This is a genomic window from Pseudoduganella sp. jia 9 (genome assembly GCF_055502615.1).
On record NZ_JBUPWE010000004.1, the window covers coordinates 191,477 to 210,719 of the forward strand.

Genomic DNA, 19,243 nt, shown 5'->3' on the forward strand with positions numbered 1-19,243 from the left:
TGTAAACGGTTCCGTTTTTTGCCGGCGATGGTGTCAAATCTGCTACGCTAGCCATCGAAGGTATCCCACAAAAGTCTTGGAGACATGCCATGAGCACACCGCAAATGCCAAACATCCCCGGCGCGGCCGTGATGACGGACACGCTGGATTTCGTGAAATCGCTGTGGGGCAGCATGGGCGTGCCCGGCCTGACCTCGCCCACGCTGTCGCTGGATGAGCTGGACAAGAAGATCAATGATCTGAAAGCCGTGGAAGCCTGGCTGAACCTGAACGGCACGATGCTGCGCAGCAGTATCCAGGCGCTGGAAGTCCAGCGCGGCACGATTGCCACCCTGAAGTCGATGGGCCAGAGCCTGGCCGACACGATGCAGCAGAAACCGGGGCGGCCGGAAAAATCGATGTTCGACGCGAATCCTTACGCGGCCGCGTTCTTCAACCATCTCGACCCGGCCAAGGCAGCGCCGAGGCAGCCCCCGACGCCGGTGCCGACACCGCCGAGGCCGGAAGCCAAACCCCAGCCGAAGCCGGCGGCAGCGGCGGAAAGCCGGCCCGCCGAGGAAGCGCCGCCGAAGCCGGACCTGGCCGCCGCCGCCGCCGCGCAGATGGCCAATCCCGCCATCTGGTGGAACATGCTGCAGGAACAGTTCAAGCAGGCAGTCAGCACCGCGATGACGGCGGAGGCGAAACCGCCGACCGGAGCGGCGCAGCCACAGGCGCCGGCTGCCGCCAGCGACGATGGCAATGCCGCCGGCGCAAACACCGGGGCGGAAACGGAGCAGGAAGCAAAGCCCGACGGTGCCGCAACGGCCCGCAAGCCGTCGGTGCGCAAGACAGCGCCGAAAAAGGAATAGCGGCGGAAGTACCGCGCCAGGAGCGGGGGCAGCCTTTATTCCGCCGGCGCGGCCGGCTCCTCCGCCGGCGTGCCGGCAGCGTCCTCGCGCCGCGGCACCAGTTCCTGCAGCTGCTCGACCAGCTGCGCGAAACGCTGCTGCCCGGGCGCCAGCGCATCCACGTGCATCAGCACGCCGTTTGCCTCGATCATCAGCGCTTCGTCGTAGCCCTGCTGCTGCATGTGGCTGATCAGCATCTGCGCCGAGTTGAACAGGATGCGCATATTGTCCGGCAGGCGTTCGCGCGATGCGCGCATCCAGGCCACCGCATCGCCGATGCGGCCGGTCTTCCACAGCAGCGCGCCCTGGTTCATCATCTCGGTGGCTTCCTTGCGCGCCGCGGCGATCAGTTCCTCCCCTTCCTCGCTCATGCGCGCCTTGTCGAAGATCTTCTGCACGTCATCGAGCAGCACGGCGTTGTCGTGGTTGTTGCGCACCACGTGGCACAGCAGCTCGGCCGGCGCTTCCTTGACGCCGACCGCGAACAGCAGCGTGGCCATCTCGATGCAGGTGGCGGCGTGCGGGCGCTTCCGTTCCCCGTCCAGCATCGCCCCCAGCTCGTCGCCGGACTTGCGCGCCCGGCGGTAGTCGCCGCTCTCGTGATAGACCATGCCTTCGGTGACCTTGCTGCGCAGCTGCACCACCTCGCCCGGAAAATCGCGCTGCGCAATGGCCAGCAGCCGCAGCGCTTCCTTCGTGTCGTTCTTCATGCCGCACACGCGCGCCATGCCCAGGTAGGCATCGACCGTGCGGCGGATCGAGTATTCGCCGATCGCCAGGCACTTGCGGAATGCGTGCTCGGCCAGCTGCACATTGCCGGTGCGGAGCGCGGCGTTGCCCAGGCTGCGCTGGCGCGGCACCGAATTCGGCGACAGCCTGGCGGCCTTTTCCAGCACGCCGCAGGCATCCTCGTGGCGGCCCATCCCCTCCAGCGCCGCGGCCAGCTGGTCGTAGGCATCGATATAAAAACGGTTCTCGGCGATCACGCCCTGGAACATCTGGAGTGCCGCCTCGTAATCGCCATTCGCCATGCGGATCTTTCCGAGCCCGGCGCGGGCCCAGTTGTATTCGCGTTCCTCCAGCAGTCTTTCGTAGACCACGCGCGCCTTTTCCGGCTCGCCCGCCTTCAGCAGCAGCGCCGCCTTCATGCGCATCAGGTCGATCTCGTGCACCTTGTGGCGCGCGATCTGCTCGTCGCACAGCCGGGCCGCGCGCAGGTAGTCCTTGTCGATATAGGCGGCGTCGATCTGCTGGAAAACCTGCTTCTTGTGCCATACGCGATTCAGGCGCGTCAGCAGCACGCCCTCGGTGATCGGCTTGATGATGTAGGCATCGGGCTGGTGCTCGGCCGCGCCCATCACGGATTCCACGCTCTTCTCGGCCGACACCATCAGCCACACGCTGCTGGGGATCATCAGGTTGCGCACGCGCGCTTCTTCCAGCACCTGCTGGCCGTTCTTGCCCTCGCCCAGGTTGAAGTCGCACAGCACCACGTCATAGTGGGTGCGCCCGAGCAGCGTCATCGCTTCTCCGCCGGACGACGCCTGGTCGATGTGCCGCGCGCCGATATTGCGCAGCGACTCGCGCAACAGCTGCCGGATGCCGACGAAGTCGTCGACGATCAGGTAGCGTTTTTCGCTCCAGTCCACGCTGGAGATCTCGGGAGCCGGCGCGCCGCTTGCCGTGATGTAGGTACTCATGGCCGGCAGCCTACGGCAGGGTCAGGACGAAGCAGCCGCCGCCCAGCGGGCCGCCGTTTTCGAGGCGGATGCTGCCGCCGCGCTGGCGCCGCTTGTGCATCTTCGCCACTTCGCTGGCGAAGAACAGCCCCAGCCCGCTGCTGTTGGTGAGGAAGTTGACGCCCTGCCCCACCACCGCGCCGGCTTCCAGCATCGATGGCGGAAAGCCCATGCCGTTATCCTCGATGCGGAATTCCAGCATGCCGTCGCGCTCCGCGATCGCCAGGCGGATGCGGTCGCGCGTATAGCGCACGGCATTGTTGATCGCGTGGCACAGCACGCCGATGACGAGGTCTTCGTCCAGCGTCCACAGCAACTCCTGGCTGAATTCGAGATCGAGCCGGATCTCCTTTGCCTCCAGCAGCACGCGCGACTGGCTGGCCACCTGGTGCACCAGCTCGCCCAGCGGCACCGTGACCGGCTCGAACGGATAGGTGGGCTTGCCCACTTCCTTGTACAGCGCCAGCAGCTGCATCAGGTTGTCGGACAGCCGGCGCGTCTGGTACAGCATGTGCGCCATTTGCGGGTACGATGCATCCTCGCCGGCCTGCGGATGCTTGACCAGCAGGTTCTCCAGCGTTCCGCCCAGCACGCTGAGCGAATTTTTCATGTCGTGCACCGTGGAAGCCAGAAACACGAACAGCTCGGGCGAGCCGCCTTGATCTTCCATCATTACCCCGCAAAAGTTTCAGTGCGGCAATTATAGCCGCGAAGCCGCATGAAACCAGCGTTTACGGGGCTTACTATGGCGCGGCCGCCACAGTTTTCCGGCGCGATTTCAGCAGGAACCGTCCCGGATCGAGTGCGGCGGCCAGCGAGGCTTCGACAGGCGATGATTGCCCTTCAAGATTGCAGGCAAGCAACTCGGCAGCCAGCGGCGCCCAGATCAGTCCGCGCGAGGCGTAACCCAGCAGCGCATGCAGGCCCGGATGCCTGGCCACGTCGCGCAGGCGCTCCGGCTGGCCCGCGGCATCGTGGTCGGGCAGCGCACCCACCAGCGGGAGCCGGTCCGGCGCCATGCAGCGCAGGCCCACGCGGCCGGCCAGCGGCGGGGCGGCAGGCACGCGCCCGGCCCCGAGGATCTCGCGCGCCCGCTCCAGGTTCTCGGCCTGGCTCGCCGGCCACAGCGTGCGGTCGCTGGCGCGGTCATACGTGGCGCCGACGCTGGCGATGCCGTCGGCGGCCGGTGTCATGTAGGCCTCGCGGCAGACCACCAGCGCCGGCGCCGCGAACGTATCGGCGGCCAGGTGCGTGACCTGGCCGCGCATCGTGTACAGCGGCAGCGGCGCCGTCTGCGCCAGCTGCATTGCGCCGGCGCCGTTCGCGACGATCGCATGGGCGCCTTCGGCCAGGACCTTGCCGTCCACGCCGCGCACCAGCCAGCGCTCGCCGGCCCGCTCCAGCGACAATGCTTCGGCATGGAACACGCGCTGCAGCCGGTCGCCGCAGGCGGCCAGCATTGCCCGGCACACGGAAGCGGGATTGGCCCATCCTCCCTGCGGAAACAGCCAGGCGCCATGCGGCGTGGCCGAGCCGAGCAGCATGGAGGCCTGGGCATCGTCCAGCCAGCGCACGAATTCCGGCGGGTAGCGCCAGGCATCGGCCACCTCTTCCTGCAACGCCGCATGTTCCGCGTCGCGCGCCAGTTGCAGCACGCCGCACTGCTGGCCCAGGATCGGCGCGCTGCCGTCGGGTGCCATGCCGCCCAGCGCATGCCAGCGGCGCAACGCATACAGGTAGGCCGCGCGCGTCAGGCGGGTCGGGATATTGTCGTCGCGGGACAGCAGCGGCATGAAGATGCCGGCGCGGTTGCCGGAAGCTTCCTGCGCCGGTCCGGCGTGCCGTTCGACCAGCGTGACGTGCCAGCCGCGCGCGCACAGGCGCTCGCAGGCGGCGGCACCGGCCACGCCGGCGCCGATGACGACGGCACTGCGCAGTGGTGCCGCGGGCCGCGGCGGCTGCGGTTTGCGGCTCGTGTAGTGCGCCACCAGCGGTTCGGTGTCGGCATCCCACGAGAAACCGGCGGCGCGCAGGCCGCGGCGCCAGGCCTCGTCACCCGCCGCTGTCCACAGCCGGGCACCGGGTACCGCGAGCCGGGCCAGGGCCCGCAACGGCGCCTGCGTCGATGGCGCATGGAATTCGTCGACCCGCGCGGTCAGTTCCGGTATCAGCGATTCCGGCTCGCCCAGCGCGAGGTCGAGGATCGTGCGGCCGCCATCGAATTCGAGCCGGTGCAGGCCCGGCACGTTCATCGGCCAGTGCGCGGCGAGTGCGGGATCGGCTACCGCCGGCAGCGTGCGCATCGCCACGATGTAGTGCAGCGTGCCGCCGGCGGCGCGGGCCGCGGCCAGGCGCTCCTCGTCGAACGCCAGGTCGAGGATGACGCGATCGCTCAAGGCGCGCCTTCCGCAGGCGAGGAGCAGGCCGCTTGCCGGAAGCAGGCCGCGTCGTGGTCGTTGACGATGCCGATGCCCTGCAGGTAGGCATACACGATGGTCGAGCCGACGAACTTGAAGCCCCGCTTCGCCAGGTCTTTCGAGATGCGGTCGGAGAGTTCGGTCTTCGCCATGCGGTCGGCGGGGGTGCCGATATGGTTGCGGACCGGTTTGCCGTCCACCCAGCCCCACAGGTAGCCATCGAGCGTCTGGCCCTGCTCGCGCAGCCGCAGGTAAGCCTGCGCGTTCGTGATGGCGGCCGCCACCTTCAGGCGGTTGCGCACGATGCCGGGGTTGGCCAGCAGTTCGGCCACCTTTTCGGGGCCATAGGCGGCGATCTTCACGGGATCCCAGTCGTCGAACGCGGCCCGGTAGGTATCGCGCTTGTTCAGGATGGTCTCCCACGACAGCCCGGCCTGGGCGCCCTCCAGGTTCAGCATCTCGAACAGCCGGCGTTCGTCGTGGCACGGCACGCCCCACTCATCGTCGTGGTAGGCGATGTAGCGGGGATTGGCGGGGTTGACCCAGGTGCAGCGGACGACAGTGGACATGGCGGCTGGCGGCAAGTTGAGAAGCCGCCAGTATAGTAGAGCCTACTGCGGGGGAGCCAACTGCGGTGGAGCCAGCTGCGTTGGCGCTTACTGCGACGCCATCTGCCGCAGCTTGCGCCGCAGTTCGCGCTCGCGCCGCTCTTCCTCGTCCCAGTCGTGGACGATGGCGCGCCACAGCGACCACGCCATCAGCACGATGACCACCGTGAACGGCAGCGCGAACACGATGGTCGCCGTCTGCACCGCCTTCAGGCCGCCGGCCAGCAGCAGGCTGAGGGCGATGCCGGCCACCAGCACGCCCCAGATCACCTTGACGCGCGCCGGCGGGTGCGGGTTGCCGCTGGTGCTCATCATGCTCAGCACCAGCACCGCCGAGTCGCCCGACGTGACGAAGAACACCAGCACCAGCACGGTGGCCACGACCGACATCGTCGAGCCCCCGGGCAGTGCGTCGAACATCTGGAACAGCGCGGTCGACACGTCCGCCTTGACCGCCTCGGACAGCGGCACGTGCTGCCACACTTCCATGTACAGCGCGGTGCCGCCGAAGATCGAGAACCAGATGAAGGCCGCCAGCGACGGTGCCGCGACGGTACCGATGATGAACTCGCGGATCGTGCGCCCGCGCGATACGCGGGCGATGAACAGGCCGACGAACGGCGACCACGATACCCACCAGGCCCAGTAGAAGATGGTCCAGCCGCCCACCCAGTTGGTGTCGCGGAACGGCGTCATGCGCAGGCTCATGCGCACGAATTCGGACAGGTAAGTGCCCACCGTGTTGGTCAGCGTGTCGACGATGACGACGGTCGGACCGAGCAGGAACACGGCCAGCGCCAGCAGCGTCGCCAGCATCATGTTGACGTTCGACAGGATGCGCACGCCTTTCTCGACGCCGCTCACGGCCGATCCGATGAACAGCGCGGTGGCGACGACGATGATGGCCACCTGCGTTACCGGCGTGTTCGGCAGGCCGAACACGGACGTCATCCCGCTATTGATCTGCAGCGCCCCCATGCCGAGCGAGGCGGCCACGCCGAACGCGGTGGCGATCACGGCCAGTGCGTTGAACAGGCCGCCGAGCCGCTTCGGCCACTGCCACGGCAGCGCATCGGTCACGGTGCTGATCAGCGAGCGGCCGTCGCGGCGGTACAGGAAGAAGGCGATCGCCAGCGCGACGATGCTGTACACCGCCCACGGATGCACGCCCCAGTGGAACAATGCAAGACGCATGGCGGCATTGGCCGCCTCGGGCGTGCCGGGGCTGATGCCCGGCGGCGGCGCCACGTTGAAGTGCGAGATCGGTTCGGCCACGCCCCAGAACACCAGGCCGATGCCCATGCCGGCCGCGAACAGCATCGAGAACCAGCTTTTTGTCGAGAATTCCGGCGTTTCATCCTCGCCGCCAAGCTTCAGGTTGCCGTAGCGGCTGAAGGCCAGGAACAGCGCCAGCAGCACCAGGCCGAGCACGAGCCACAGGTAGAGCCAGCCGAAATTGCGCGTGATGGCAGCCAGTATCAGATCGAATTGCGCCGCCATCGTGTCGGGCGCAAGCACGCCCCAGATGACGATCAGCAGGATGAAACCTGCCGTCAAAAACAGTTGCATATGTCCTCCGTTGATGGCCGCCTGCAGCGGCCAGCGAACGATTATAGGGCGCATCCCGGCAGGACGTCGGCCGCTTGCCGCGCTACACTCGCGGCATCGCCAACCACACCTGGAGACATCATGCAATTCGAAGCACGACTGGAATGGCAACGCAACGGCCAGCCCTTCCTCGACCAGAAATACAGCCGCGGCCACGAATGGCGCTTCGACGGGGGCCTGAGCGTGCCGGCATCGTCATCGCCGCTGTCGGTACCGCTGCCGATGTCGGTGGCGGACAACATCGATCCGGAAGAAGCCCTGGTCGCCGCGGCGGCCAGCTGCCACATGCTGTTTTTCCTGTCGATCGCGGCCAGGCGCGGCCACGTCGTGGAAAGCTACGTCGACAATGCTGTCGGCCTGCTGGAGAAGGATGCGTCCGGCCGGATGGCGATGACGAACATCACGCTGCGTCCGGACATCGTGTTTGCCGGCGGCGCCTGGCCGGGCGAGGAGGAAATCGCCGCGATCCACCACGAGGCGCACGACAAGTGCTACATCGCGAACTCGCTGAAGACCGAGATCACGATCGAGCCCGCCATCGAGCCGGAGGGTTGATGCGGTTCGCCTGAAAAAAGGCCCGGTACAGCGACCGGGCCTCGTGCAGGAACGCCCGGTACGGAGACCGGACGCGGTGGGCTTACTTGGCCGGCGGATTGGTCGCCGGATTCGCCGGGTTGACCGGGCTGTCGGTGTTGCCGCTCGATTGCTGCTGGGTGCTGATCTTGTCCTTGCTTTTCGGCATGGCCGAGCTGCCGGTGCTGCCGGAGCCGGACGAGCCCATCGCGGTGCCGCTCTTCGTGTCCTTCATGGTCGAGGCCAATTGCTCGACGTGGCCCATGTGCTGGTCGATCGTCGGCTGCAGTTTCGCCGCCAGGCCTTTCACGTCGGCATCCTTGGCGTTCGACTGCGTCTTGACGACCAGGGCATGCGCTTCCTTGTGGCTCTTCACGCCCGCCATGTCGAGGTAAGCCTTGTCGAACTTCTCGCCGGACATGGCCTGCAGTTTTTTCGCCATGGCCTTGTGCTTCGCATCCGGCTCGCTCGGCAGCGTCACGTTCTTGGCCTGCGCCACGGCCTTCACTTCATCGAGGCCTTTCGTGTGGTCGTCCACCATCTGCTGGGCAAACGCCTTGACCTCGGCATTCTGCGACTTCTGCAGAGCAATCTTGGCGGTTTCCACCTCGGCCATGTTGGCGATCGCCATGTCCTTCAGCGCCTTCTCGTCGGCTTTCGCCAGCGACTGCGCGTAGGCAGAACCCATGCCCATCAGGACAGCCAGCAGCGGCACGCCCAGGTAACGCTTCCACATCCTTGCCTTGTTCATTCGATTCTCCCTGCGGTTGTTCGGTTGTCGGGTTTGTGTAACAAAGACAGAGGCCGCTTTCAGGACCATATGCGGATTATTGAAATAGATATGCATCTTACGGCGGAACGTGCGGTGGAGACGCACATTACGCAGCCAAGGGATGGGAACGACGTGGAATGACGCGGGAAGGAGACGGGGCCGGCAAAAAAGCCCCGGCCGCGCGAAGCGGCCGGGGCCCATTATGTTGACGGCTTAATTGCCGATCGCGCTGCTAGTTGGCGCCGGGATTGGCGGTGCCGTTACCACCCACGTGCTTGATGAATGGCACGCGCTGGCTGACCTCACGCAGTCGCGCCCGCATGATTTCCGGGGCCGCCGGACCGGGTGCGAACACATAATCCTCATCGCTGATCGGGCTGCCGCTGCGCGCATCCACCAGGATCTGCTCGGCCGGCTGGCCTGTTTCCCGGTGCACCACGAGCAGGCTGGCCCCTTCCGGCGCCAGGTGTTCATTGCCCCATGCCACGAATGCCAGCAGCACTGGTTTGAACGCGCGACCTTTTTCGGTCAGCAGGTACTCATAGCGCGGCGGCCGGGCACTGTACTGCCGCTTTTCCATCAGGCCGCCCGCCACCAGGCCCGCCAGGCGCCGGGTCAGCATGTTGGGAGCGATCTTCAGGCTTTTTTCAAACTCGTCGAACCGGGTAAGCCCGTAAAACGCATCGCGCAGGATGAGAATGCTCCACCATTCGCCTACCTTGCCGAGGCTGCGCGCGATCGGACAGGGCATCAGGCCAAAATCGGTATGTTTCATTATTCCTCCCACTTGTGCACATTAAAAAACGAACGAGCGCAACAGAGGCTACGTTTTACCCTGAAAAGAGGTCGAACAAACTATCGAATAATCACCGACGGGATAAAAGATCCATTTTTTCTCTTAAATACTCAGCATTAGGCACTACAGTGCACAGCGAATGGGCAACTGGCCTTTTGCTATGTGCGAAAAAATGTTGGAACAACACTGGGAACGATATTTTCTATTTAATTACGGTGCATAATATATGCAGTCCGGGACCCCACCGCCAACCTTATGTCGCCGTAATGTCCAAGTTATGTACCTGACTAACGATGCCACCGTCCGCAATATCCTGATCGTGGACGATTCAGCTTTCGAACAGCGCCTGCTGGCCGACCTGCTCAGCGAAATGCCCTATCGTGTCTGCGTTGCCTACAACGGCGCGGAGGGTTATCGCCTGGCGCAGTCCCGGCACCCCGACCTGATCCTGCTCGACGTGCGCATGCCCGACATGGATGGCTATACCTGCTGCCGCCTGCTGAAAGCCAACCCGGCCACGCAGGACATTCCCGTGATCTTCGTCAGCGGCACCGAATCGGCGGAAGACCGGATCCTGGGCCTGTCGATCGGCGGTGTCGACTTCGTCAGCAAGCCGTTCCTGCCGGCCGAACTGGCCGCACGCATCCACGTGCACCTGAACCTGGTTCCACGGCCATAGCCGGGATCTGCTGCCGTACCTGCCCAGGCAGCAACTCAGCTGGCCGCCGCCACGCCCGGGCCTGGTCCTGCCCAGCCCCCCTGCCCTGCCACTCCCCCCGACATGCCGAAGCCCACGCCGGCCGAACTGGAACTGCTGCAGGCGCTATGGCAGCTGGGCTACGCCACCGCGCGCCAGGTCCACGATGCGCTGCGCGACAGCCGGCCCGACCTGGGCTATGGCACGGTGCTTCGCCTGATGCAGCCTGCTGATCCGCGACGACAGCCAGCGCTCCCATGTCCATGCGCCGGCGCAGCGGCGCGATGCCCTGCAGACGAACCTGCTGAAACCTGCTGCAGCGCGCCTTCGCCTGTTCGGCCAATGCGCTGGTACTGGCCGCGCTGAAGACCGGCATCTCGCGCAAGGAGCGCGAGGAGATCGGCAAGGAGCGCGAGGAGATCGAACGGATGCTGAAGGAGGAAAAGGAATGAGTGCCGAAGCGTTCGGCCGCAAGCTGGGCCCGGCAGTGGCGATCGCTCGCGCTCCGCTGGACAAGATGGGCCCGGCGCTGCTCGCACCGCCGGATGCCGGCACGCCGTCGCTTCCCCAGGCACAGGGCATCAAGCCCTATGCGGTACCGCCGGCACTCCCGTTCGCGCAATCGGTGACGGCGGTGTTCAAGCTCGGCGGGCCATCCGCCGGTGCTTCCACCCCTGCCACGAAGGCAGCGCGCTGAATCACAGGCCAGCTGCCGGCCGGGTGTCCTGGCCGGCGCACAGCCCGGCAAGCAAGCCGGCAAGCAAGCCGGCGACCGGCCACATCCTCAGGCAAGTGCCATGACCGCCAGCAGGCCGGCCACGTCCACGCCGCTGTCCTGACGCAGCGTGCACCGCTCCAGCACGCGCAACGCAAAACCATGGCGGGCGGCGAGTTCCTGGAGGTATGCCGCCGCGTGCGCATAACGGCCGGACGCGCGCAGGACGTATCCAGGCACGTCACGGCCCTGTTCACTGCCCTGCCCCCGGCCCTGCCCTGTACTGTCTTCCAGTACCTCCACCGAGAACGCGAACAGGCCCCCGGTGCGCAACGCCGGCCGCGCGGCAGCGAACAGCGCATCGAGATCGCCGATGTACACCAGCACGTCGGCAGCCGCCAGCACATCCCACTGGCGGCCGCCGTCGCGCAGGAACGCCACGGCGTCGGCGCACGCCAGCTCGTCGTAGACCGCCAGCGCGCCAGCCCTGGCCAGCATCGCGCGCGACAGGTCGACACCGCCCAGATGGCGCGCGAACGGCCGCAGCAGCGGGCCGCACAGCCCGGTGCCGCAACCCAGGTCCAGCACGTCGAGGGCCGCCGTGGCGCTGCCGGCCTGCCGCGGCAGGTGCCGCTCCAGCAGCCCGACCAGCAGCGCCGGCGTGCGATAGCGCAGTTCCTCGACCAGGTGCCGGTCGAAGCGCGGCGCGTAACCGTCGAACAGCGCGGCCACGTAGTCCGGCGGAGAAGACTGTGGCGCCGCGGCGGCGCCCAGCGCGGCCAGCAGGTAGTCGACCGTGGCGGCGTCGGCGCCCATTTTCTTCGCCTGCCGGTAGGCGATGACCGCCGCCTCGTGCCGGCCCAGCGCGCGCAGCGTGTTCGCCAGGCCGAGCTGTGCCCGCGCATGGCCGGGGCGGGCCGCCAGCGCACGATGCCAGCTGTCCAGCGCCGCGTCGGGCTGGCCGGCATACAGCAGCAGGCCGGCGCGTCCGCACCAGGCCTCGGCATAGCCGGGCCGCAGTTGCAGTGCGCGGTCGAATCCCCGCAGCGCCTCCTCGGTATCGCCGGTGGCCAGCAGCGACACGGCGGCGCCGTTGACCGCTTCCGGATAAGCCGGCCGGGCCGCGAGGGCTGCGGCAAAGCCGTCCAGCGCGTCATCGTGCCGGCCCAGTTCCTGCAGCGCCAGCGCGCGGTTGCACAGCGCTTCCGGATAGCGTGGCGACAGCGCAAGCGCGGCCGCGTAGCCATCCAGCGCGTCTTCCAGGCGGCCGAGACGGCGCAGCGCATTGGCGCGGTTGCACAGCGCCAGCGGATAGGCGGGCTGCAGCGCCAGCGCGCGTTCATAGCTGGCCAGCGCATCGCCATCGCGACCGACATCCTGCTGCGCCGCGCCCAGGTTGCAATGGGCGATCGCGCGCGTTCCGTCCAGCGCGATGGCGCGGCCGATCAGTTCCAGTGCGCGCTGCGCATCGCCGCGCTGGCGCGCCAGCACGCCGGTCAGGTGCAGGGCATCGAAGTTGGCGGGATCGTGCTGCAGGACTTGTCCATACAGCGCATCGGCTTCGGCGAATGCGCCGCGCTGGTGGTGTGCGACGGCTTGCCGCAGGAGGGAATCGATCGTCATGGCCGTATTAGACCGGGCAAGCTGACGCAGGTCAAACGCTTGTCACATTCGCGCGGCAGAATACGCCTGCTTCTGTGGAGAGGGGCACAACCTGGCGGAGCAACCCGCCACTACCGGCGCCGGCGGTCGGGAAATATACCGGCACCATATTCCTTCCGGTCGCAGCAGCGGCCAGATGCATAACGGTGAACAGCGGCTTTGATCATTATCAATGCCCGAGCGTTATTCGCCGTGACCAGGTGCGGGTGGCACTGTCCCGCGTTGCCATGGCTGCCAGAATTCTGGCAGCATGCCAACTCCCCAGTGCCCGAGGAGTCCCCGTGAATACCGACCTGAACCTGTTGCTGGAAGAACTCGAACGATTCGGCGCCGCCAACGACGGCGGCATCGGCCGCGGCGATCCGGCCAGCGCGCAGCGCATGCTGAACGTCACGCGCGATACCGGTGAATTCCTCGCTGTGCTGGTACGCGCCACGCGGGCCCGGGACATCCTGGAAATCGGCACGTCGAACGGCTACTCGGCGCTGTGGCTGGCCGATGCCGCGGCGGCCGATGGCGGCAAGGTGACGACGGTCGAGCTGCTCGACGCCAAGTACCGGATGGCGCTGGAGAACTTCACCCGCGCCGGGCTGCGCGACCGGATCGACGCGCTCAATGCCGATGCCGGCGAGGTATTGCGGATGGCCGGCGATGCGGCCTACGACCTGCTCTTCCTGGATTCGGATCGAACCCAATATCTTGACTGGTGGCCGGAAATCCGGCGCGTGCTGCGTCCGCGCGGCCTTCTGGTGGTCGACAACGCGGTGTCGCATGCCGGCGAGATTGCCGGTTTCGTCCAGGCCGTCAAGGCCGACGGCTTCGCGTGCAGCCTGGTCCCCGTCGGCAAGGGCGAGTTCCTTGCCACGCGCGGCGCAAGCTGACGCACGCGCAATGGCCGGGCCTTGCCGTGCGGCCTGGTCGATATTGTAGTCAGGCCGATTTCGCAGCCTAGTCGATATATTTCAGGCCTGCCGCGGCCAGCGGCTCGCGCATCCCGTACATGTCCAGCCCCAGCACGCCGCCGGCAAGCTTCGCGCGCTTTTCGCCTTCCAGGTCTTCGCGCTTCTGCGCCACGGCCGCCACGCGCGCGGCATCGGCCGCCGGCACGACAACGACGCCGTCTTCATCGGCCACGATCACGTCGCCAGGATGCACCAGCGCACCGGCGCACACCACCGGGATGTTGACGGAGCCCAGCGTCGACTTGATGCAGCCCTTGGCGCTGATGCACTTGCTCCACACGGGGAAACCCATCTCGCGCAGGAACTTCACGTCGCGCACGCCGGCATCGATCACCAGTGCCTTCGCGCCGCGCGCCTGGAAGCTGGTGGCCAGCAGGTCGCCGAAGTAGCCATCGGTGCAGTCGGCCGTGATGGCGGCCACCACGATATCGCCCGGCTGGATCTGCTCGGCCACCACGTGCATCATCCAGTTGTCGCCGGGATGCAGCAGCACGGTCACAGCGGTGCCGGTCGCTTCGGCACCCTGCCAGACCGGCCGCATAGTGGGTTTCAGCAGGCCCACGCGGCCCATCGCCTCGTGCACGGTGGCGCTGCCGAATCTGGCCAGTTGCTCGACGGCCGCCGGGTCGGCGCGCTCGATGTTGCGCCTGACGATACCCATCTGGTTCATCGTTGGTGTGGTCATCTTCATTGTCCTCTGTTGTTCAATTGCGCATCCAGGCGCGGGAATACGCGGCGCGCATTGCCTTCGAAGATCGCAAAGCGTTCCTCGTCGGTCAGATTGGCGGCCTGGATGTAGCGTTTCGTGTCGTCGTAGTAGTTGCCGGTTTCCGGGTCGATGCCGCGCACGGCGCCGATCATCTCGGAAGCGAACAGCACGTTTTTCGCGGGGATCACCTTCGTCAGCAGGTCGATACCCGGCTGGTGGTACACGCAGGTGTCGAAGAAGATGTTGTTCAGCAGGTGTTCGGCCAGCGGCGGCTTCTTCATTTCCTGCGCCAGGCCGCGGAAGCGGCCCCAGTGATACGGCACCGCGCCGCCGCCGTGCGGGATCAGGAATTTCAGCGTGGGGAAATCCTTGAACAGGTCGCTGGTCAGGCATTGCATGAAGGCCGTGGTGTCGGCGTTCAGGTAGTGCGCGCCGGTGGTGTGGAAACACGCGTTGCAGCTGGTCGACACGTGGATCATCGCCGGCATGTCGTATTCCACCATCTTCTCGTAGATGGGGTACCAGTGGCGGTCCGACAGCGGCGGCGCCGTCCAGTGGCCGCCGGATGGATCCGGGTTCAGGTTCAGGCCCACGGCGCCGTATTCCTTGACGCATTTTTCCAGCTCCGGGATGCAGGTGGCCGGATCGACGCCGGGCGACTGCGGCAGCATCGCCTCCGTCGCGAAGTGCTCCGGGAACAGCTGCGCCACGCGTGCGCACAGTTCGTTGCAGATCGCCGCCCAGGTGGCGCTGGTGTTGAAGTCGCCGATGTGGTGCGCCATGAAGCTGGCGCGGGGCGAGAAGATCGTCAGGTCAGAGCCGCGCTCCTTCATCAGGCGCAGCTGGTTGGATTCGATCGTTTCGCGCAGTTCGTCGTCGGAGATCTTCAGATCCGACACGCGCGGCCCCAGCTCCGGCGTATTCAGGTTGGCGACCTGCAGGTTGCGCCAGTTCTCCAGCGCCTTGGGCGCCGTCGTGTAATGGCCGTGGCAGTCGATGATCAGTGGCTGTTTCATTCGGTGTTCCTGGTTGTTATTCCGGTATCAATACTTCGCCGCGCATGATCGGACGGGCGGTGCGCAGCAGTGCCGCGCGGGTAACCTGCTGGCCGTCGACGTCCAGCTCGACGGAGAATTCGCCCGTCGGGTGTTCGACCGACACCGCCTTCGTGCGGCCGGCCGGCACGCTGGCGATGCCCTGCGCGATCGTGCCGTCCAGCACGCAGGCGGTGGCCACGGTGACGGCGGCCAGCACGCCGATCGAGTCGTGGCAGACATGGGGAATGAAGCAGCGCGTGGCGATCGTGCCGCCCGCCGCGGCAGGCGCCACGAGGCACATCTTCGGGTAGTTCTTTGCCTTCACGTCGCCCAGCCCCATCAGCGGACCGCAAGCGAGGCGGAGCGCTTCGAGCTTGTCCTTCAGGGCCGCGTGGCCGTTCAGGCATGCCGCGCTTTCGTCTCCGGCGATGCCGAAATCGGCGGCACGCACCAGCACCATCGGCATGCCGTTGTCGATCAGCGTTGCCGCGACGGTGCCGATGCCGGGCACGTCGACATGGTCGAGCGGGCGGCCGCTCGGCAGCAGCGCCGGGCAGACCGAACCGGCCGTGTCGAGGAACTCGATGCTGACGGGAGCCGCAGTGCCGGGCACGCCGTCGATGCGCGTGGCGCCCTTGTACTGCAGGCGTCCGGCCGGCGTGGGCACGGTCACGTCGCACTGCATGCCCGTATTCAGCGTGAGGATGCGCGCGGTGGTCGTGCCGTTGCCCTTGCCGTGCCCCGTTCCGTTACCAATCGGCAGCAGGCCCCGTTCCAGCGCGAACGGCAGCACCGCGGCCAGCATGTTGCCGCAGTTGGGCGTCACGTCCACCGTGTCGCTGTCCGGCTGCAGCTGGGCGAACAGGAAGTCGAGGTCCACACCCGGCGTGGTACTGCGGCGCACGATGCCGACCTTGCTGGTCAGCGGATGCGCGCCGCCCAGGCCATCGATCTGGCGCGGATCGGGCGAGCCCAGCGCGGCCAGCAGCAGCTTGTCGCGCAGGACCGGGTCGGCCGGCAGGTCGGCTTCGACGAAGAACGGGCCGCGCGAGGTGCCGCCGCGCATCAGCATGCAGGGTACGGCGCGCAGGTCGGAGGGAGCGTATTCCATGGTGGGTGGAGCGAATGGCTGTCGGGATGTCATGTGCCCAGTATCCGTGGCGGCGCCTGCCGCGTGGTTGCGTTGTGCCCGGCGTTTTGTTCTAATTCTCTTATCGCCCTCCTCCCGGTCTGCTTCGATGCCCCTGGTCAGCCTGCGTCACCTGCACGCGTTTTCCGTCGTTGCCGCCACTGGCGGCATCCGGCGCTCTTCCGATGCGCTGTTCCGTGCCTCGTCGGCGGTGGCGCGTTCCGTCACCGCGCTGGAGACGAGCCTCGGCGTGCTGCTGTTCGAACGCAAGGGCCGCGGCATGCTGCTGACGGCGGCCGGCCAGCTGGCGAAACTGCGCGCCGACCGCATTGAAACGGAGTTGCGCGAGGTGCGCGACGACGCGGTGCGCATGCGCGACAGGAGCCGGGAAAAGGCGGCGGCCCGGGATGGCAATGCCGGTGGCAATGCCGGTGGCAATGTCGGCGGTATCGAGGCATTGCTGAACGAGCGCCGGCTGCAGGCCGCCGCGCTGCTGGCCGAAGTGCACCACATGCCCACGGTGGCCCATGCGATGGGCACGTCGCAGTCGGCGGTCAGCCAGGCGATCGCGCGGCTGGAGGACATGCTGGGCCAGCCGCTGTTCCTGCGCACCGCGCACGGCATGGTGCCCACCGATGCGGGGCGCCGCTGGGTGGAGCGCTTCGAACGGGTGCTGGCCGAATTGCGCCACATTCCGGAAGATATCGCCGCGCTGGCCGGCGTGGTGGAAGGCGTCGTCACCGTGGGCGCACTGCCGCTGGCGCGCTCGCAACTGCTGCCGGGCGCGATCGCGGCCGTGCTGCAGAAGCACCCGCGCCTGCGCATCCGCTCGCTGGAAAGCCCCTACGAAGAGTTGACGGCCGGGTTGCTGTCGGGCCGCGTCGACTTCATCGTCGGCGCGCTGCGCTCGGGCGCCGGCGATGCGTTCGAGGACCGCGTCTTGATCGAGGACCGCGTGGCGCTGCTGGCGCGGCGCGGCCATCCGCTTGCCGGCAGGCGCCGCGTGACGGATACCGACCTGGCGGGCTATCCGTGGGTGCTGTCGCGCGCCGGCACGCCGCTGCGCGAATCGCTGGAAGCATTCTTCCGCGGTCGCGGCGTGGCGCCACCGCAGCCGGCCGTGGAAACCGGCGACCTGGCCCTGCTGCGCGGCCTGCTGGTGGACAGCGACATGCTGACGGTGCTGTCCGCGCACCAGCTGCACCATGAAATCGCCACCGGCCAGCTGGCGGTGCTGCCCTACGATATGGCCGGCCTGGAACGCCGCATCGGCCTGATCACCCGGCGCGGCGCCCACCTGTCGCCGGGTGCCAATGCGCTGCTGGACGAGATCGACACCTGCGCCGCGCGCTGGCGCTGACCTCCCCGCGCTTTACATTTCTTTACCTGCTTTCGCGATGCCGATAAGCAGATTGCAACGCAGCGGCAGGTAAAGGCAATACTTGCGGCAACTCCAAAACGTACACTTGTCTTGCGGTGATGCCTGATATTCACGGATGGCATTACCGGGCACGTTCGCGCCGCCACACGCGCTGCCCGACCAGAACAGGTGCTTACCAATTGGAGACTTAATGAATACCGTACAATCGCTCGACGTCCGGGCAACCATCAACAGCCGCCCCATGAGCGGCTACCAGTGGCTGCTGCTGGTGCTGTGCTTCCTCATCGTGGCAACCGATGGCATGGACGTGGCCATCATGGGCTTCCTCGCACCGGCCATCACGAAGGAATGGGGCATTTCGAAAGCGGCCTTCGGCGTGGTGATGAGCGCCGCGCCGATCGGCCTGGCCATCGGCGCGCTGCTGGTCGGCCCGCTGTCGGACCGTTATGGCCGCAAGAAGCTGCTGATGTCGGCCATTTTCTGCTTTGGCCTGTTCAGCCTGATGTGCGGCTTCGCTACCGATGTGATTACCTTATCGGTACTGCGCTTCCTCACCGGCCTGGGCCTGGGCGCGGCGATGCCGACGACGACCACGCTGCTGTCCGAATACCTGCCCGAGAAATCGCGCAGCACGCTGCTGGCGGTGATGTTCACCGGTTTCAACCTGGGCTCCGCGCTGGTGGGCTTCGGCGCCGCCGCGATCCTGCCCGACCACGGCTGGCGCATGGTGCTGATGGTGGGCGGCGCGATTCCGCTGGCCTGCCTGCCGTTCTATCTGTGGCTGGTGCCGGAATCGACGCAGTTCCTCGTCACCAGGAAATTCCCGGCCGAGCGCATTGCCCGCACGCTGCGCCGCGTCTGCGGCAACGACATTCCGCAAGCCGCCGCCTACACGAACAGCGAGCAGGCCGTGAAGGAAGCGGCGCCGGCCAAGGCACTGCTGTCGGCACAGTTCCGGAAAACCACGGTGTCGCTGTGGGCCACCTACTTCATGGGCCTGCTGGTGATCTACCTGCTGAGCGGCTGGCTGCCGACACTGATCAAGGATGCCGGCCTGCCGATCGAGCGCGCCGCCAACATCACCGCGCTGTTCCAGCTGGGCGGCACCGTGGGGGCGCTGTTCGTCGGCTACTTCATGGACCGCTGGGTGCCGAACAGGGTGATCGCCACCGCCTATATCGGCGGCGCCGCCTTCATCCTGATGCTGGCATCCTCCAGCGTGGAATCGTTGCTGTTCGCCGTGTTCGTGCTGCTGGCCGGCTTCTGCATGAGCGGCGCCCAGACCGGCATGAACGCCTTCGCGCCGTCCTGCTATCCGACCGCGGTGCGTGCCACCGGGGTCAGCTGGATGTTGGGCATCGGCCGCTTCGGCAGCATTTCCGGCTCCTTCCTGGGCGGCATGCTGCTGACGATGGGCTGGGGCTTCTCGTCCGTCATCTCGATCCTGGCGATTCCGGCAACCCTTGCCGCCATTGCGATCATCGCGGCCACGCTGGGCAGGAAACGCCAGGCAGTTGCCTGACCTGATTGTCCTGCCCCTGCTGGCCT

19 protein-coding genes are annotated in these 19,243 nt (G+C 66.8%); 8 read left to right on the forward strand and 11 right to left on the reverse strand.

Going from position 1 to position 19,243, the window contains the following annotated elements:
- Positions 1-89 precede the first annotated feature (89 nt).
- Positions 90-851 carry a PhaM family polyhydroxyalkanoate granule multifunctional regulatory protein gene (locus ACY34H_RS05725; RefSeq protein WP_464976527.1) on the forward strand — a complete coding sequence of 254 codons (762 nt, stop codon included), beginning with the start codon at positions 90-92 and terminating at the stop codon, positions 849-851.
- Between the two features lie 35 nt (positions 852-886).
- Here the strand turns inward: ACY34H_RS05725 and ACY34H_RS05730 are convergent, their stop codons facing one another.
- The 5 genes from ACY34H_RS05730 to ACY34H_RS05750 form a co-directional block, all read right to left on the reverse strand.
- Positions 887-2,590, reverse strand: coding sequence for a response regulator (locus tag ACY34H_RS05730; protein WP_464976528.1), 1,704 nt, complete (start codon positions 2,588-2,590; stop codon positions 887-889).
- A 10-nt stretch (positions 2,591-2,600) separates the two neighbouring features.
- A complete protein-coding gene (locus ACY34H_RS05735; RefSeq protein WP_464976529.1) occupies positions 2,601-3,302 on the reverse strand; it encodes a sensor histidine kinase in 702 nt (233 codons plus the stop codon).
- A 70-nt stretch (positions 3,303-3,372) separates the two neighbouring features.
- Positions 3,373-5,025 carry an FAD-dependent 5-carboxymethylaminomethyl-2-thiouridine(34) oxidoreductase MnmC1 gene (gene mnmC1 / locus ACY34H_RS05740; protein ID WP_464976530.1) on the reverse strand — a complete coding sequence of 551 codons (1,653 nt, stop codon included), beginning with the start codon at positions 5,023-5,025 and terminating at the stop codon, positions 3,373-3,375.
- Positions 5,022-5,615 carry a DNA-3-methyladenine glycosylase I gene (locus tag ACY34H_RS05745; protein WP_464976531.1) on the reverse strand — a complete coding sequence of 198 codons (594 nt, stop codon included), beginning with the start codon at positions 5,613-5,615 and terminating at the stop codon, positions 5,022-5,024. The genes mnmC1 and ACY34H_RS05745 overlap by 4 nt, the downstream gene beginning before the upstream one ends.
- An 87-nt stretch (positions 5,616-5,702) precedes the next feature.
- Positions 5,703-7,223, reverse strand: coding sequence for a BCCT family transporter (locus ACY34H_RS05750; protein WP_464976532.1), 1,521 nt, complete (start codon positions 7,221-7,223; stop codon positions 5,703-5,705).
- Between the two features lie 120 nt (positions 7,224-7,343).
- Between ACY34H_RS05750 and ACY34H_RS05755 the strand changes: the two genes are divergently transcribed.
- On the forward strand, positions 7,344-7,817 hold the full coding sequence (locus ACY34H_RS05755) for an OsmC family protein (protein WP_464976533.1): 474 nt from the start codon (positions 7,344-7,346) through the stop codon (positions 7,815-7,817).
- An 82-nt stretch (positions 7,818-7,899) separates the two neighbouring features.
- Here the strand turns inward: ACY34H_RS05755 and ACY34H_RS05760 are convergent, their stop codons facing one another.
- Positions 7,900-8,586: a DUF4142 domain-containing protein gene (locus ACY34H_RS05760; RefSeq protein ID WP_464976534.1), complete on the reverse strand. Its 687-nt coding sequence runs from the start codon at positions 8,584-8,586 to the stop codon at positions 7,900-7,902.
- A gap of 253 nt (positions 8,587-8,839) precedes the next feature.
- Complete coding sequence (locus ACY34H_RS05765) at positions 8,840-9,382, reverse strand: winged helix-turn-helix transcriptional regulator (RefSeq protein ID WP_464976535.1); 543 nt, start codon at positions 9,380-9,382, stop codon at positions 8,840-8,842.
- Positions 9,383-9,680: 298 nt separating this feature from the next.
- Between ACY34H_RS05765 and ACY34H_RS05770 the strand changes: the two genes are divergently transcribed.
- From ACY34H_RS05770 to ACY34H_RS05780, 3 genes are all read left to right on the forward strand, one after another.
- The gene (locus ACY34H_RS05770; RefSeq protein WP_464976536.1) at positions 9,681-10,082 is read left to right on the forward strand and encodes a response regulator; all 402 of its coding nucleotides are present in this window, start codon (positions 9,681-9,683) and stop codon (positions 10,080-10,082) included.
- Positions 10,083-10,184: 102 nt separating this feature from the next.
- Complete coding sequence (locus ACY34H_RS05775) at positions 10,185-10,466, forward strand: BlaI/MecI/CopY family transcriptional regulator (RefSeq protein ID WP_464976537.1); 282 nt, start codon at positions 10,185-10,187, stop codon at positions 10,464-10,466.
- Positions 10,467-10,548: 82 nt separating this feature from the next.
- Positions 10,549-10,797 (forward strand): hypothetical protein, encoded by a 249-nt coding sequence (locus ACY34H_RS05780; protein ID WP_464976538.1) that lies wholly within the window; start codon positions 10,549-10,551, stop codon positions 10,795-10,797.
- Between the two features lie 87 nt (positions 10,798-10,884).
- Here the strand turns inward: ACY34H_RS05780 and ACY34H_RS05785 are convergent, their stop codons facing one another.
- Positions 10,885-12,438, reverse strand: coding sequence for a tetratricopeptide repeat protein (locus tag ACY34H_RS05785; protein WP_464976539.1), 1,554 nt, complete (start codon positions 12,436-12,438; stop codon positions 10,885-10,887).
- 320 nt (positions 12,439-12,758) lie between these two features.
- On the opposite strand from ACY34H_RS05785, the gene ACY34H_RS05790 reads away from it, so the two are divergent.
- Positions 12,759-13,358, forward strand: coding sequence for an O-methyltransferase (locus ACY34H_RS05790; RefSeq protein ID WP_464976540.1), 600 nt, complete (start codon positions 12,759-12,761; stop codon positions 13,356-13,358).
- A gap of 67 nt (positions 13,359-13,425) precedes the next feature.
- On the opposite strand, the gene ligK is transcribed toward ACY34H_RS05790, so the two are convergent.
- Genes ligK through ACY34H_RS05805 form a run of 3 tightly spaced genes read right to left on the reverse strand, consistent with a single transcriptional unit; the run spans position 13,426 to position 16,296 of the window.
- Positions 13,426-14,109 (reverse strand): 4-carboxy-4-hydroxy-2-oxoadipate aldolase/oxaloacetate decarboxylase, encoded by a 684-nt coding sequence (gene ligK, locus ACY34H_RS05795; protein WP_464976655.1) that lies wholly within the window; start codon positions 14,107-14,109, stop codon positions 13,426-13,428.
- A gap of 17 nt (positions 14,110-14,126) precedes the next feature.
- Entirely contained in the window at positions 14,127-15,152 is a 1,026-nt protein-coding gene (locus ACY34H_RS05800; protein WP_464976656.1) for an amidohydrolase family protein, read from the reverse strand.
- Positions 15,153-15,180: 28 nt separating this feature from the next.
- The gene (locus ACY34H_RS05805) at positions 15,181-16,296 is read right to left on the reverse strand and encodes a 4-oxalomesaconate tautomerase (protein WP_464976541.1); all 1,116 of its coding nucleotides are present in this window, start codon (positions 16,294-16,296) and stop codon (positions 15,181-15,183) included.
- Between the two features lie 127 nt (positions 16,297-16,423).
- Between ACY34H_RS05805 and ACY34H_RS05810 the strand changes: the two genes are divergently transcribed.
- Both ACY34H_RS05810 and ACY34H_RS05815 read left to right on the forward strand, forming a co-directional pair.
- Positions 16,424-17,674, forward strand: coding sequence for a LysR family transcriptional regulator (locus ACY34H_RS05810; RefSeq protein ID WP_464976542.1), 1,251 nt, complete (start codon positions 16,424-16,426; stop codon positions 17,672-17,674).
- 211 nt (positions 17,675-17,885) lie between these two features.
- Positions 17,886-19,217, forward strand: coding sequence for an MFS transporter (locus tag ACY34H_RS05815; RefSeq protein WP_464976543.1), 1,332 nt, complete (start codon positions 17,886-17,888; stop codon positions 19,215-19,217).
- Positions 19,218-19,243: the final 26 nt, after the last annotated feature.